The 13,056-nt window shown below is 59.3% G+C and carries 15 protein-coding genes and 1 pseudogene; 10 read left to right on the forward strand and 6 right to left on the reverse strand.

Annotation, left to right across the window (positions count from 1 at the left end; genetic code table 11):
• Positions 1–21 precede the first annotated feature (21 nt).
• A complete protein-coding gene (locus F7C38_05725) occupies positions 22–1,563 on the reverse strand; it encodes an NAD(P)H-hydrate dehydratase (GenBank protein MCE4601047.1) in 1,542 nt (513 codons plus the stop codon).
• A gap of 137 nt (positions 1,564–1,700) precedes the next feature.
• On the opposite strand from F7C38_05725, the gene F7C38_05730 reads away from it, so the two are divergent.
• Complete coding sequence (locus F7C38_05730) at positions 1,701–2,306, forward strand: cysteine hydrolase (GenBank protein ID MCE4601048.1); 606 nt, start codon at positions 1,701–1,703, stop codon at positions 2,304–2,306.
• Positions 2,307–2,508: 202 nt separating this feature from the next.
• Positions 2,509–2,832: a hypothetical protein gene (locus tag F7C38_05735; protein ID MCE4601049.1), complete on the forward strand. Its 324-nt coding sequence runs from the start codon at positions 2,509–2,511 to the stop codon at positions 2,830–2,832.
• On the opposite strand, the gene F7C38_05740 is transcribed toward F7C38_05735, so the two are convergent.
• A complete protein-coding gene (locus tag F7C38_05740; GenBank protein ID MCE4601050.1) occupies positions 2,829–3,371 on the reverse strand; it encodes a hypothetical protein in 543 nt (180 codons plus the stop codon). The genes F7C38_05735 and F7C38_05740 overlap by 4 nt on opposite strands.
• 103 nt (positions 3,372–3,474) lie before the next feature.
• On the opposite strand from F7C38_05740, the pseudogene F7C38_05745 reads away from it, so the two are divergent.
• A pseudogene (locus F7C38_05745) lies at positions 3,475–3,585 on the forward strand (PHP domain-containing protein).
• Between the two features lie 183 nt (positions 3,586–3,768).
• Positions 3,769–4,122, forward strand: coding sequence for a PHP domain-containing protein (locus F7C38_05750; GenBank protein ID MCE4601051.1), 354 nt, complete (start codon positions 3,769–3,771; stop codon positions 4,120–4,122).
• Here F7C38_05750 and F7C38_05755 read toward each other — a convergent pair.
• Positions 4,103–4,582, reverse strand: coding sequence for a GIY-YIG nuclease family protein (locus tag F7C38_05755; GenBank protein MCE4601052.1), 480 nt, complete (start codon positions 4,580–4,582; stop codon positions 4,103–4,105). The two genes, F7C38_05750 and F7C38_05755, sit on opposite strands and share 20 nt — an antisense overlap.
• 134 nt (positions 4,583–4,716) lie before the next feature.
• Here F7C38_05755 and F7C38_05760 point away from each other — a divergent pair, with 134 nt between their 5' ends.
• From F7C38_05760 to F7C38_05770, 3 genes are all read left to right on the forward strand, one after another.
• The gene (locus F7C38_05760) at positions 4,717–5,493 is read left to right on the forward strand and encodes a PfkB family carbohydrate kinase (protein MCE4601053.1); all 777 of its coding nucleotides are present in this window, start codon (positions 4,717–4,719) and stop codon (positions 5,491–5,493) included.
• 15 nt (positions 5,494–5,508) lie between these two features.
• Complete coding sequence (locus F7C38_05765; GenBank protein MCE4601054.1) at positions 5,509–6,687, forward strand: site-2 protease family protein; 1,179 nt, start codon at positions 5,509–5,511, stop codon at positions 6,685–6,687.
• A gap of 63 nt (positions 6,688–6,750) precedes the next feature.
• Entirely contained in the window at positions 6,751–7,518 is a 768-nt protein-coding gene (locus F7C38_05770) for a hypothetical protein (GenBank protein ID MCE4601055.1), read from the forward strand.
• Positions 7,519–7,551: 33 nt separating this feature from the next.
• Here the strand turns inward: F7C38_05770 and F7C38_05775 are convergent, their stop codons facing one another.
• Genes F7C38_05775 through F7C38_05785 form a run of 3 tightly spaced genes read right to left on the reverse strand, consistent with a single transcriptional unit; the run spans position 7,552 to position 9,013 of the window.
• Positions 7,552–8,124, reverse strand: coding sequence for a hypothetical protein (locus F7C38_05775; GenBank protein MCE4601056.1), 573 nt, complete (start codon positions 8,122–8,124; stop codon positions 7,552–7,554).
• Positions 8,124–8,513, reverse strand: coding sequence for a Mov34/MPN/PAD-1 family protein (locus F7C38_05780; protein MCE4601057.1), 390 nt, complete (start codon positions 8,511–8,513; stop codon positions 8,124–8,126). Before F7C38_05780 ends, F7C38_05775 begins: the two co-directional genes overlap by 1 nt.
• Positions 8,495–9,013: a metallophosphoesterase gene (locus F7C38_05785; protein ID MCE4601058.1), complete on the reverse strand. Its 519-nt coding sequence runs from the start codon at positions 9,011–9,013 to the stop codon at positions 8,495–8,497. The genes F7C38_05780 and F7C38_05785 overlap by 19 nt, the downstream gene beginning before the upstream one ends.
• A 273-nt stretch (positions 9,014–9,286) precedes the next feature.
• Here F7C38_05785 and F7C38_05790 point away from each other — a divergent pair, with 273 nt between their 5' ends.
• From F7C38_05790 to F7C38_05800, 3 genes are all read left to right on the forward strand, one after another.
• Positions 9,287–10,309 (forward strand): NAD(P)-binding domain-containing protein, encoded by a 1,023-nt coding sequence (locus tag F7C38_05790; protein MCE4601059.1) that lies wholly within the window; start codon positions 9,287–9,289, stop codon positions 10,307–10,309.
• Positions 10,310–10,345: 36 nt separating this feature from the next.
• A complete protein-coding gene (locus F7C38_05795) occupies positions 10,346–10,588 on the forward strand; it encodes a DUF2283 domain-containing protein (GenBank protein ID MCE4601060.1) in 243 nt (80 codons plus the stop codon).
• 103 nt (positions 10,589–10,691) lie between these two features.
• Complete coding sequence (locus tag F7C38_05800) at positions 10,692–12,974, forward strand: hypothetical protein (GenBank protein MCE4601061.1); 2,283 nt, start codon at positions 10,692–10,694, stop codon at positions 12,972–12,974.
• Positions 12,975–13,056 lie beyond the last annotated feature (82 nt).

Genomic DNA, 13,056 nt, shown 5'->3' on the forward strand with positions numbered 1-13,056 from the left:
CGTATCCCCAGTCTAGCCAGTCTAGGCCTGCAACGGGTCACGCAACAAGCCGGGTATCACCTCAACTATGTCGAGGGCGGTCAACGACTCCCCGAGCCTCCCATAGGCCAGTTCTCCAGCACGGCCAACCAGGTAGGCCCCTGTTATAGCCGAGTTAAGGGGCGACGGGTCCCCGAGTATGCTGTTGCGCTTCGCCATTATCCCGGCTATGACGCCGGTCAACACGTCCCCCGTGCCACCCACACTCATCGCGGCGACTCCACTCCTATTCTCCCTGCACAGCCCCTCGGCACTACACGCGGCATCCCTCGGGGCCTTCACCAACACAGTAGCCCCCAGCCTCCTGCTTATGCTCCTGGCCTGCTCCAGCGGGGCGGCGTCGACGCCCGATAAGAGCCTCGCCTCCCCGCGGTGTGGTGTGAGGACTACGGTTTCGGCCAGGCTAGTGCCGGACTCTGCCACCGCCCTCAGGCCATCGGCGTCTACGACTAGAGGGACCCTCTTCTCGACCGCCAACTCTATTATCCTGGCGGCGGCCTCAAGGGTCTCCTCCTCCCTCCCCAGGCCGGGGCCGATTGCCACCGCATGGACCCTCTCCATCATGCTAGCTATCCCCTCTAGGTCCTCTCTTGAGAGGGTCTCTCCCCGCAGCGGGTATGGTATCACGGTGCTACACTTGGACGCTGCTGTGAAGGCTATCTCCCGTGGGGAGGCTAGGTAGACCAGGTCCACGCCGGTCCTCGCGGCGGATAGGGCTGTGAGGAGCGGCGCCCCGACATAGTACTTGCTCCCGGCCACGACCAGCACCCTCCCGCCGACGCCCTTATGGGAGTCCCTGGGCCTCCGCGGTATCCTGGCGGCTACGTCGCCTGGCCCGGCATAGTATTCGGCGTCCCTGGTCAGCCCTATGTAGGCGACCACCAGCTCTCCCGTGTAGAGCCTAGCCTTCAACAGGCCCCTCTTGACCTTGTGCATTGTAACCGTTGCGTCAGCCCTCGCCGCCTCATCCACAGCCGCCCCCGTGTCGGGGTCCACGCCTGTGGGGGCGTCGATTGAGACCCGGAGCCCCGGGGCCTTGTTGAAGGCTTCCACCGCCTCCTTGACCGGGCTCCTGAGGGACCCTCTGACCCCGGTTCCAAGGAGCGCGTCGACCACCACGTCTGAGTCGTCGACCTCTAGCCAGCCCCGGGCCATGGGCTTCACTATCCCCACGGAGTCCATCCTCAGGAGGGCTTCTAGGTTGAGCCTTGCATCCTCGTGGATGACCTCGGTGGGGGGATATGCCAGGTGTACCTGGACCCGGGCCCCCCTACCGGCTAGGTGTCTGGCGGCTACGAACCCGTCCCCGGCGTTGCCCCCCTTCCCTGCTATGACCGCTATCCTCTTCCCCTTCACGCCGCCTAGCCTGTACTCTATGTAGTCGGCGACGCTCCTGCCCGCGTTCTCCATCATTAGGAGTAGTGGTATGCCTAGGGAGACGCCGTTTAGCTCGTAGGCCCTCATATCCTCTACCGAGATAGCCTCTACCTCATCCTCGCCTACCACGTAGAATCCCTGCGGCAACCCTGCCCTTCACCCCTCCCGGGTGTCAAGCTGGTTGAGGGTCCCTCGTAATATTCCATTGCCATACTGCGACTAGGCAAGCGTTATACGCTCCGCGATGGAATAATACTGGTATTGGGGGTGGCTTGGGCGTGGTCATGGTCGAGGTCCCCGAGTACAGTGTCGTCGACAGGGTCGAGCTCCCAGCCGATAAGACCGCCGTGATAGTCGTAGACATGCAGAACGACTTCGTCAAGCCTGAGGGCAAGCTCCACGTGCCCAGGGCCATGGAGACGGTGGAGCCTATAAGGAGGCTGTTGGACAAGGCCCGGCGCGCCGGGGCCAGGATCTTCTACACCCAAGACACCCACTACGACGATGACCCGGAGTACGGGATCTGGGGCGAGCACGTCCGCTACGGGACCTGGGGCTGGCAGATCATAGACGAGCTAAAGCCCCAGCCGGGGGACATAGTGCTCGTCAAGACCAGGTACGACGGCTTCTACGGCACGCCCCTCGACGACCTACTCAGGGTGTATGGGATCGAGTACACGGTGATCGTCGGCACGGTAGCCAACATATGCGTGCTACACACGGCGGCGAGCGCGGCGCTTAGATGGTACAAGGTGGTGGTCCCGGTGGACGGTATAAGCGCCCTGACAGACTTCGACATGCACGCCACGCTAAGACAGATAAGCTGGCTGTATAAGGGCATAATCGTGGAGTCCGTCGAAGGCATAACCTTCACCGGGAGGGGCCGATGACTGGGATCGCCGGCACCGACGCGATCCGCGACCAGAGGCGTGGGGACCAGGCTAAACAAGGAGGCCCGCCAGGGGAAGGGGACGGTAGGCCACACCCCCGGATTCCCCATTCTCGCGTCGTGTAGTCATACATGGGTAATACTGTGTTCTAGGCTCCGATAATCCCGGCGTATTAACCAATTACCCACCGGGGTGCCTTGGAGTGTCAATAGCTAGAACCGCCTGGCTCATAGCCAGCGAGGATGCGGAGAGGTATAGGGCGATGGCCAGGAAGGCCAGGAACCCCCATAGGGCCGCTGTGCTTAGGATGGCCGCTAACGTGTTGGAGCAGGCCGCGTGGGAGATAATGAATGGGAGGGTTACGTCCTCCACATTGGAGAACCTGCAGGTCATAGAGAGCCTTTTGAAGTCGAGGGGCATGCCCGTGGGCCCCGTCAGGAGGGCTAGGTCTATTCTGATGAGGATGATCAAGTTTAGGATAGAGGATATTGTCGGCGTGAGTGGCGAGGCTCTCGGCCTGCCCTAGAAGGGGCTCTCCACCGCCGGTTTGTGTGCCTCGAACTCCACGGCCTCGTAGCCGTTTATCTTGGTGCCACGCCTTACTCTAACCACCGCGATCCTACCATTTCTCCTATACGTGACCCTGCCCGGCGTCTCCAGCCTCCTTATCCTCCCGTCTGGCTGGGCGATCCAGTAGACGATGTAGGGGTACTCGGCGGCGCCGGGCTCGTAGTAGTTCTCGTAGACGTTGACGCCGTCTATCGGCGAGTATGGTATCCTTACGTGGAACGTGATGCTATGCCTCCTCCTGCTGCCCCGGAAGTGTAGGATAGCCGCGTCTACGACAGGCCTCACCTCGACCCCGTTAACGAGTGTGCGCTCGTCGTCGATGGCCTCCTGCATGAGCCTCCGGGTCTCTTCCTCCTCTCTCCTCCTATTACGGGGGTCCCTCATATAGGACCAGAACTCGCCCGTGGGGTCCACGTAGTCGAAGACTATGGTATAGTATATGACTCCCCACGCGATGTTAAAGATCCCCTCGCCGTAAACCGGGATTATCCTCACCGGGGACCCTCCACCCAGAGGCTAACCCCCGGGATGCAATGTAATAAGTAGATATGCAGGTAGCTACAGGGGGACGGGGCAGAGGCCATTGGACAGCTACAGGGCCGAGATACACCTCCACACGAGGGTGAGCGACGGAGCCATGACCCCCGAGGAGGCCGTCAGGATAGCGCTCAACAGGGGGCTCACGGCCCTAGCGGTGACGGACCACGACACCTTCAGGGGCAGCTCCCTGGCCGAGAGGATCTCCAGGATCCTTGGAGGCCCCATGATAATCCACGGGAACGAGGTCAGGACAGACCTAGGCGACGTGCTAGTCTACTGCGACTCCCCCCACCCAGAGAACCCGACCACTCTAGAAGAGCTAAGGGACTGGGCCGACGAGAGGAACTGCCTAATGGTGGCAGCGCACCCGTTCCACCCTGTCAGGAGCAGCATCGGGCTAAAGATCCTCAAGAAATACAGGTTCTTCGACGCGGTAGAGGTCTGGAACGCCCGCGGGCCCCCCTGCCTGAACACACCGGCTATCATACTAGCCCATAAACGGGGGATCCCAGGGACCAGCGGGTCAGACGCCCACGTCCACAGGGAGCTGGGGACCACGCCCATAGTACTCCCAGAGGAGCCCACGGGAGTCGACGACGTGCTGGAGTGGATCAGGAAGAGACGCGTTAAGCCGACCTACAGGCCGGTTAGGCTCACAGCCATACCCTACATCCTGGCCTGGAGCGTCAAGAGGAGGAGCCTCTAGCCAGGAGCCTATAGGCCGGGCTACACCCCATGGCCTCGAAACACCTCTGCACACCCTCCAGGCACTCCCGGAGCCCACGGCACCTGTACAAGTGAGTCTCGGCAACGCTATCATCGCTCGATCCAAACCCCCTGATCCACGGGGTCAGGAGCCTGCTGCACTCCAGGGCTAGAGACCCCTCGCTACAGTCGCTGTCACAGGAGTAGAAGACTCCTACGGGCTCGGCCCTGGCAGACACGTAGTCTATGTGCCACCTAAGCCTCTTCTCCCGAGCCATATGCCTACAGACCCTAGCCCTAACCCCTCCAGGGCCCCTCGCACTCCCAACGTAGGCGTAGACACCGGGCGGGAATCTCTGGGGGCCGAGGCCTCCCACAGCCGCCTCCAGCCCCTCCTCCACCTGGAAGAGGTACACGTAGACGCCCCTGCAAGGTGGTATCTCGCTGCACGAGCCGCGCAATCCATGGCCCCCATGCCCTTGACCAGCGCCTAGGCTATATTTACCGGGGGAGGGACCCTCCACTGCATAGCACCGGCATTCCCGGAGGCTAGGGCTTGGAGTACGCCTTGTGGGATTGAGTGGTGCGATGAGCGTTGTATAGGGCGCTGGTGGTCTCGCCGCCTACAATCGACGTGTTGGAGACTGGTTGCCGGGCTGGGGGCCCCGCGCTATACGCCGGGTACGCCTTCAGGGAGTTAGGCGTGGAGCCCTATGCTATCGGCCCTGTTGGACACGCCACCATGGAGGTTGTCGGGGTCGAGCGGGGGCTTGGGGTACGCAGGGCTGGGTACATGGTTGTGGGGCCGGGCATGGTGTTTGAGATCTCCTATGAGGGTCCCTCAAGGACCATAAGGGCCAGGTCTTCGGTCCCAGTGATCGATGCCGGACAAGTTCTGAGTGTTGCTAGGAGTGTGGGCCCTCTTGACGTGGCTTTGGTGAGCCCGGTTTACGGGGAAGAGTATGGAGGGCTCCCGCTGCTCCTACAGGGCTACTCTAGGATTGTGGCCTTGGACGTGCAGGGGTACTCTAGGAGGGGCCTCCTCTACCCCGGGGGCATGGGAGTGGTGCAGGTGGTTCATGCCAGCGAGGGCGAAGCCCCCTATACGCCTGGGACCTGGCTTTTCCTACTGACCCGGGGGCCCGGGAGGGTTGACGTGTACATGTACGGGCGCCTCCTCGGGGGTGTTGATCCCCCTGGTGGGGTGTTGGAGGACCCGACGGGTGCTGGCGACGCGTTTACGGCCGCCTTCCTGGGCTATATGCTCCGTGGGTATGGTGTGGAGGATTCCGTGGCGCTGGCCTCCGAGATAGTCCCCTCTCTCCTGGAGGAGGTGCATGAGGCCGCGTGGATCGGGGATTGCAGTGTATAGGCGGTAGCGTCTTAATTGCCTGGCCTAGGAACGGTATCTGGAGTTGAGTGGGGGTTGGACAGGGGTCTGCTGGCGTTCGCCGCGATACTGGTAGTGTTCTGGACAATAGTCTACTCGCTGTTCCGCGGTAAGAGGGGTAGGGTGGAGGTCCACCCCGGCTATATAATAGCCAGGGCGGGGATAAGCCTCGACCCCATGCCCGAGGGCCGCAAGGCCAGGCTCTTCCGCCTCTACGGGTGGGCCAGCTTCGTAATCCTCATAGCGTCGGCGGTGCTCTTCTACTACTACACGATAGACCTCTTCCTGCTACGATACATCAAGCCCCCCGAGTGCTCCGCGGGGGTCGCCGGCTTCGTCCCCTTCATACCCGGCGTGACCATGTCGTGGCAGGCCACGATATACATACTACTGGCGCTGGGCGTGGCCGCGTTCTTCCACGAGCTAGCTCACGCCTACGTGGCGAGGGCCGTCGGGCTGAAGATAAGGGATGCCGGGATAGCCTTCTTCCTCTTCATACCGGGGGCGTTCGTCGAGCCCGACGAGGAGGAGCTGAATAGAGCCGAGAAGAGGAGGAAGATACCCGTCTATTCCGCCGGCGTCGGGGCCAACGCCGTGATCGCGGTTATAGCGCTACTCCTGGCTGGGGCCCTTGTAGCGGGAGCCGTCATCACCGGGGTTGACCCTGGGAGCCCTGCCAGCGAGGCGGGCTTGAAGCCCGGCATGGAGATCCTCGCCATAAACGGGACTCCTGTTAGGAGTGTTGGGGACGTGTTGAATATACTCGGAGGGATGGGCCTGCCGGACCCCACGAAGACCCTGACAATAGACTTCGAGGTCCGGTACAACGGTGAGGTAACCCATGTAATCGTGCATAGAGAGGGTAACCCCAACGCGAAGCCCTGTGAGCGTGGGAGGATAGGCATAACCCTTGAGAACGAGTACTGGCCTAGCAGAGAAGTCGGCGTGTTCGTGAACCTGCTCTTCATAATAAACCTGAGCCTCGCCATAGTTAACGCCGCCCCCCTGGTGCTCCCACTACCGGGCGGCTCGATCCTGGCCGACGGAGCCTACATCCTTAAAGAGCTCGTGGAGCCTCTCCTAGGCGAGAAGAAGGCCATGGCCCTGACCGTAGCGGTTGGCGTAGGGACCCTCTTGCTGGTCCTATCGCTCCTGAGCTTCCAGAGGATAATGTAGGATCGCCCCCGGGTAAGGGTTATAGAGGCCGTGGCCCCACGGCCTCCAGGAGGTGTCGGGCTTATGGATAAACGCGCCGGGATCGTCTTGATCCTAGTCGGGCTAGCAGTCATGGCAAGCTCCCTATACTCCTACTCCTCGACCGCAAGCCAGGTCTACACGGCGTTCACGGGCAAGCCCTCCGAGTGTAATGGAACGGCCTTCGGCGTGAACCTAGCCAACCTGGAGTCCCAGGGGAAGGGCTCCCTGGTGGCTTACTTCGAGGAGAACAGGAGCGTGGAGGTCCTGGAGAACTTCACCTGGAGGCTCTCAGTCCTAAACGACCCCTGTAGAGACGGGTACGCCGAGGTCCGCCTGACGACGTCAAACGGCGAGGATATACACACGAACACAACCATAGAGAACCTATACAGTATACTGGCCGCTCCCCTAGACCTCCTAGCACTATACGCCCAGCAGAGCGGAGTGGTGTCTAGCCTGGGACCGGCGTCGGGCTACCGGGTAGACCTGCAGCCCCAAATCATAACCGGCCCGGTGAACGGGACCTACTACCTAGGCTTCACCACGTACTACTACCACGGCTCCACGGGCCTCCTAATGAAGATAGAATCCCACCGAGTGCTCAGCTACGGTAACGCCACTGGCGCTCCCAAGCTAATGCTCCTCAAGATGGAGGTAAACGACTACTCCTACCAGAAGGGCGGGGAAACCGCCTCCTACAGGGAGAGCCTAGACATAGCCACCGCCGCATCATTTCTATACGGGCTCTACTTCATACTTGGGCTCGTCATAACCCTATACGGCCTCGGAAAACTAGCCTCCCTACTCTAACCCCAAGTATACCCCAGTCCTGAGGCCCCGGGATTAGACGCCCCAAGCCTCAGCCGTCAAGAGGAGGAAGACTATCCCGAGGACCGCGACTAGGAGGACGCTCGGGCTGAGCATGTCCCGGGGCTTCCTAAGCGAAACCACTATAACTAGGCCCAGGACCGTGGCGCTCGACGTGCAGAGGAACAGGGACGCTATGCCAGGGTAGTACGTCGTTGCATGGTCTATGGCATCTAGCAGGTATACGAATACACTGCTAGCTGCCAGGTGGGAGGCCAGGCCAGCGGTCGCGAGGCCCAGCGCAAAAGCCAGGACCGGGTCCACCGGGGGCGTGGCTTCCCTGCCTCCGAGGCCCGTGACTATCCACGCTATACTGCCAGACACCATCGAGGCGAGGAGGGCGGAGGCGTAGGCCTTCAAGGGCTCCCTCTTCCAGGCGAAGTACGCGGGGGCCACGTAGGTGGGGAGCCCGGCTAGAGCACCCGCTACCAGGGTGCTCCCAGTGGCCAGGTAGCCCGCGTAGGCTAGTATGAAGGCTAGCAGTATGCTCCCCAGGCCCACGAGGGGCTTCCTCTTACCCCGTTGCCGCGGAGTCCTCGACAGGTTCATTACCCGGTTACACCCACTTCGACGAGGCCCCTGCTGGTCTGCTTCCAGGCCCTTATCTCCCTCTTCGATGCGATGACCCATATATATGGCCACCGCTTCATCCCCTCAAGGTCGTATTTGCTCGGCCTTGGCTCCCCGCAGGGGTGGTTGTGGTATACAGCTACAAGCTCCAACCCGTACCTCTCGGCCATGGTGAAGGCCACGACTATATCCCAGGCGTCTCCCTGGAACCTGTCCCTGGCACCATACACGTTCCTCAATGGAACGTAGACTAGGACGCGGGAGCCTCTACCGAAGAGTAGCCCGATGTGCTCGACGCTGGAGTCGGCTGCTATGACCTCCAACAGCCTCTTCAAGCCGTCGAGCTCGATTACCTCTTGTCCAGCCAAATTATCCTCGCCTTCAACGTGCTCGTATCCAGCACTGCTACGCTGGGCTCCCCGAGCCAGCCCCCGGTCTCGCCGGGATTCAATACCAGGACTCCCCTCTTGTAGCGTAGATCGCTATCGTGGGTGTGACCATACAATACCGCGTCCCACCTCCGCGACTCCGCCAGTGCATCGACTATCTCAACGGTATTCTCGGGCGACCCGAAACCGTGTAGCAGGAGTATCCTCCTGCCGTCTAGTGTAAGAGTGTAGGGCGGCTCCCGGATCCCGGCTCCCACCTTTGAAGCAGCCCTCCTCAGACCCTCCTTCTCGCCGCAGTTATTACCGTAGACCGCTTCTACCCTGGCCTTGAGGCTCCCGGCTAGCTCTATCAGTGTGAAGGGCGCGACTATGTCTCCTAGGTGTATTACCAGGTCCACTCCGAGCTCGTTGAACACTCCTGCAGCCCTTCTGACATTCGCTAGGTTGTCGTGGGAGTCACTCATTACACCTACCAGCACGGGGGTACGCCCTCCTAGTAATGTAGTTGCCCGTTGGGGGCAAAAACGTTGGGGCCCTCGGCCGTCATGGCCGTATCCTCCTATGGGGGTAGTCCGGGTTTTATATTAGTATTTAGTTTTACGCGATTACCCTGTTAGAGGGCGTCTGATGCGATATGGAGCCTGTAATGCCCGTGGATATACTCGGCGGGGCGTGGCTGTTACTAACAATTCTAAAATACCTAGAGGCGTCTATCTAGTGAATATGGTCTATTAGAGAAGTGGTGTTTGTCCATGGTTCAGAAGCCAAGGGTTTTCGTGACTAGGCAGATCCCGGAGCCCGGGCTGGAGAGGATCCGGGAATACTACGATGTAGACGTCTGGAGCGAATACACGGCGCCGCCCTACGAGGTCCTCCTGGAGAAGGCCCGCGAGTACGACGCCCTGGTCACACTACTTACTGACAGGGTCGACTGCAACCTGATCAAGGAGGGCCAGCCCCGGCTGAGGATAATTGCGCAGTACGCCGTGGGATTCGATAACATAGACCTGGAGTGCGCCACAAAGTATGGGGTATACGTGACTAACACGCCCGGGGTATTGACGGAGGCTGTAGCCGACTTCACATGGGGGCTCATACTGGCTGTCACCAGGAGGATCGTAGAGGCCGACGGCTTCGTTAGGAGCGGCGAGTGGCACAAGACGGGGACGGGATGGCACCCGCTCATGATGCTCGGCTTCGAGGTCAACGGCAAGACGCTGGGCATAATAGGCATGGGACGCATAGGGAGGGCCGTGGCCGAGAGGGCTAAAGGCTTCAACATGAAGATCCTATACTACGATTCGAGGCGCCTGCCGCGCGAGGAAGAGGAGAGGCTCAACGCCAGATACGCCACCCTCGAAGAACTACTCAGGGAGTCGGACATCGTCTCGCTACACGTACCGTTGACGAAGGAGACCTACCATTTGATAGGCGAGCGGGAGCTCAAGATGATGAAGAAGACAGCGTACCTAATCAACACGGCCCGAGGGAAGGTTGTAGACAACATGGCTCTAGCCAAGGCCCTTGAGGAGGGATGGATCGCCGGCGCCGGTATAGACGTGTTCGAGCAGGAGCCACTGCCCCCAGACCATCCCCTCACGAAGCTTAAGAACGTCGTGCTGGCTCCTCACGCCGCGAGCGCTACCACAGAGACGAGGACGAGGATGGCCATGCTCGTAGCCGATAACTTGATCGCCTTCCTCAAGGGAGAGGTGCCTCCTACGCTCGTGAACAGGGAGGTCGTCAATGTGAGGAAGCCCGGCTTCAACAAGTAAACCCCGCGCCACGTCTAGACCCTCGGGTGGCTTGCTATGGCCGAGGATAGGTTTAGGGAGTACGAGGAGGCGTTGTCCCGTGTCAGCGAGTTGAAGATAGGCGATTTGAGGAAGCTCTGGATCGAGTATGATAAGCAGAACGATATACTCTACTTCGTATTCAGCGACGAGGAGCCCGATGAGAGCATAATGATCGAGGACGACATTATAGTGAGCCTCAAAGGCGATAGACTCGTGAGCATCTCGGTCTACAACTTCTCGAAGCGGGTAAACCTCTAGGCTCCAATAAATAATAATTTTTCCCTGTAGGCGTATGATCTCTATAACCAATAGATATTAACCCTTCTCCACAGGGATATAGATGGAAAAAGGGTGAAGGTGATTGACTAAAATAAACCTTAAACCGGTACTCCTACTGGCAATACTCGTGCTACTACCAATAGCACAGGCATTAATAGCCTCGACCACGGTAAACGAGACAGCCAGTCTCGGAGCAAGCCACTCGACCATAACCTACCAGCTACAGGCGACGACTGAGAAGCCTACCAACGCTACCGGGTCCTTCACGCTGACCCTACAGGGCGATAGCAACAGCGGAACCATGTCCCTAGCCGGGGACTCCAACATAGACTACGTGAACGAGAACATGAGCGACCTTTACATAAGGCTAAACCTGCAGGGCTCCTATAGCAGCGAGAGATTCTCCACGTCATTCGACCTAGACTTCTACACCAACCTAAGCAACACTATGAACATGACCCCATCGCCATCACTGATAGCGCCTCTAACCGCGGAGTTACCCTACCTGCAGGTAGCAATGCCAGCCTACATACTCCAGAACCCCATGAACCCCATGGGCGGGCAACCCGGCATGCCGGGCATGCCGAGTATGGAGGTATCAGTCAATGCCACGGGAACAACCACGGGAGTATTTAATGGAACGCACGGCGTGTTCCAGACCAATGTCGACGGCGTGTTCAACCTAGTGAACGGTGCCATGATCCTCGTCGGCATGCCCGGCGACTTGAAGGGCAACTTCACGCTCTACCAGATGCAGGTGGTCACTAACACCTCGTCTACCACGGATACAATGATGAATGTGACCTTCAACAGCGGCAACACTACTATAGACCAGCAGGCAGCGTACAACCTCTACAACATACTCTCCATGATGAAGTCGATGCTAGAAGCCAACAACCAGACCTCCACCAGCATAGACGTGACATACTCCGGGGGCACTAGCGTGGGTGTCCATATACACTCGGAGACTAGCACAACGGCACCGCCAACAACGCCTATAGCAGGGAACTACACGGTACAACCCAACATCACGGCCAACGCGATACCACTCTTCTACGAGAATGCGACGGGATCATTCACATACCACCTACTCCTAACAGGCAGCTCGTCCACCAAGACCCTACACGCAGAGGATACAATCCAGGCCAATGTAGAGGGGATAAACCCGGACGCGCTATCCTTCTACCCGACAAACATTAATGTAAACGGGCAGATCACAAACAACGGGTTATCCGCCAACATCAACATCGAGGGAGACGGCGACCCGAGCGTGGCCTACGATATAGCAGCCACGCTACTCTACCCCTTCATGGACGAGGGACTCTGCAGCAAGACCAGCCTCACAGCCGACTTCTCCACGGATGGCAGCATACACTTCTACAACACGGAGACCGGCGAGGACCTAGGGACGCAGCTACACATAACGTGCCAGAACCTCGAGGACCTAGAGCACATAACGGTTGGAGAACCAGGGTTATCGGTTCGGAAGGTCGCTAGCGGAGAGACCATAGTAGAGGGTTCTGGAGAGACGGTGAACCTCAGCTACCCAATATTCCAGGGGTCCAAGGTCGTCGAGGTCCACGGGAAGGGATTCAGCGTAAAGACTGGTAGAATAGCCCTCGCATCGAGCAAGGTATTCGTCGTCAAGGCCGGGAGCCGCGAGGTCGTGTTCAAGACCCATGGAAACACGGTGATAGATGGCGCCCTAAAGCTGAAGGTCCTTGACGAGACCGAGGCTTCACAGCTAGCCGCCTCCCACGGCTACACGGCCGCTGGAGTGGGCGTTAGCGTGGAGGGTATTGAGAAGGGCAAGGCCGACATAACCCTGCCGGTAGAGTCGACGAACGTCGCTATACTAGAGCTACACGATGATGGCACAGCGACCCTGATAACGAATGTTAACGTGAACCCTGACGGAACAGTGACGTTTAGGGCCTCAAGCTTCTCCACCTTCATCCCAGTAGCTCTTGGAGGTAGCGGAGGCGGAGCAACGACCACGTCCACCGCGAGCCAGACACAGACGAGCACAGGCACACAAACCACGACAACCAGCAGCCCAGGTACAACAACCAGCACAAGCCAGACGACAACGACAAAGGAGGAATCACCAGGCCCGACAATAGCGCCGGGAACCACTACGACAACAACCACGAAACCCTCGCCAACAGGGTCAAAGACGACGGCAACCGGTACAACGGAAACAACCAGCACAAGTACACAAGAGGAGAGCCAGGAACAAGCCAGTAGCATAACCACACAGGGAGGCGGAGGAGAACAAGGAAGCGGTAACACAGCCCTGATGGCCGCCGCCATAATAGTTATAATCGTTGTTGGAGCCGCTGCGGCACTAGCCCTGAAAAGGTAACGCCACCGTATAGTCTAAAGAGTCGGGGGGCCTACGCACCTCCATCCGTTTTTACTATTAATAATCCGGTGGTAGCCATCGT

It is taken from the genome of Candidatus Thermodiscus eudorianus (genome assembly GCA_015521085.1).
Classification (GTDB): domain Archaea; phylum Thermoproteota; class Thermoprotei_A; order Sulfolobales; family Acidilobaceae; genus Thermodiscus; species Thermodiscus eudorianus.